Source organism: Clostridium sp. D46t1_190503_E9 (assembly GCF_015555225.1).
Lineage (GTDB): Bacteria > Bacillota > Clostridia > Clostridiales > Clostridiaceae > Clostridium.
Genome location: NZ_JADNKB010000031.1, coordinates 1,357 through 2,912 on the forward strand (window position 1 = coordinate 1,357; position 1,556 = coordinate 2,912).

1 rRNA gene (running past one end of the window) is annotated in these 1,556 nt (G+C 48.1%); it reads right to left on the reverse strand.

What is annotated here, in order from left to right:
• Positions 1–1,555: ribosomal RNA gene (locus I2E83_RS17880) — 23S ribosomal RNA — on the reverse strand (it extends 1,350 nt beyond the left edge of the window).
• Position 1,556 lies beyond the last annotated feature (1 nt).

The following is a 1,556-nucleotide window of genomic DNA, read 5'->3' on the forward strand; positions in this document are numbered from 1 at the left end:
ATCTCAGAATTGTTAAAGCGGATTTGCCTACTTTAACTCCCTAAATGCTTAGACTAGCATTTCCAATCGCTAGCACATCCTATCCTTCTCCGTCACACCATCGATAATAACGATAATAGTGGTATTGGAATATCAACCAATTGTCCATCACCTACGCCTTTCGGCCTCGGCTTAGGTCCCGACTAACCCTGGGCGGACGAGCCTTCCCCAGGAAACCTTAGATTTTCGGCCTGTAAGATTCTCACTTACATCTCGCTACTAATGCCAACATTCTCACTCGTAATCAGTCCACCGCTCCTTACGGTACGACTTCAGCCCGATTACGACGCTCCTCTACCGCTCAAGTAAACTTGAGCCCGTAGCTTCGGTGGTAAGTTTGAGCCCCGGACATTTTCGGCGCAGGATCTCTCGACTAGTGAGCTATTACGCACTCTTTAAATGAGTGGCTGCTTCTAAGCCAACATCCTAGTTGTCTTAGAAATCCCACATCCTTTACCACTTAACTTACACTTTGGGACCTTAGCTGACGATCTGGGCTTTTTCCCTTTTGACCACGGATCTTATCATTCGTAGTCTGACTGCCGGACTCATAGTATATGGCATTCGGAGTTTGATAAGGTTCGGTAAGCGATATGCCCCCTAGCCCATTCAGTGCTCTACCTCCATTACTCATATCCGACGCTAGCCCTAAAGCTATTTCGAGGAGAACCAGCTATCTCCGAGTTCGATTGGAATTTCTCCGCTATCCACAGCTCATCCCATGCTTTTTCAACAGCAACGTGGTTCGGTCCTCCACGGGGTTTTACCCCCGCTTCAACCTGGCCATGGATAGGTCACCCGGTTTCGGGTCTACGGCATGCAACTAGTCGCCCTATTAAGACTCGGTTTCCCTTAGGCTCCGTACCTTAAGTACTTAACCTTGCTACATACCGTAACTCGTTGGCTCGTTCTACAAAAAGCACGTCATCACCCTCATAAGGGGCTTTGACCGGTTGTAGGCACACGGTTTCAGGTTCTATTTCACTCCCCTCCCGGGGTTCTTTTCACCTTTCCCTCACGGTACTGCTTCACTATCGGTCATCAGGTAGTATTTAGCCTTGGGAGGTGGTCCTCCCTGCTTCCCACAAGGTTTCACGTGTCTCGTGGTACTCTGGATCAGAACTCTAAACCTCTTCGTTTCACCTACGTGGCTATTACACTCTACGGCACAACTTTCCAGTTGTCTTCGGTTACAAATTAGTTTATTTAATGTTCTGTCCGCAACCCCAGAGATAAATCTCTGGTTTGGGCTCTTTCCCTTTCGCTCGCCGCTACTAAGAAAATCGATTTTTCTTTCTCTTCCTCTAGGTACTTAGATGTTTCAGTTCCCTAGGTTTACCTTCCTGCAGCTATTTATTCACTACAGGATACATGGGGTTTCCCATGTGAGTTCCCTCATTCGGAAATCTTCGGATCACTGGCTATGTGCGCCTACCCGAAGCTTATCGCAGCTTATCACGTCCTTCATCGGCTCCTGATGCCAAGGCATTCACCATGCGCCCTTTGTAGCTTGACCT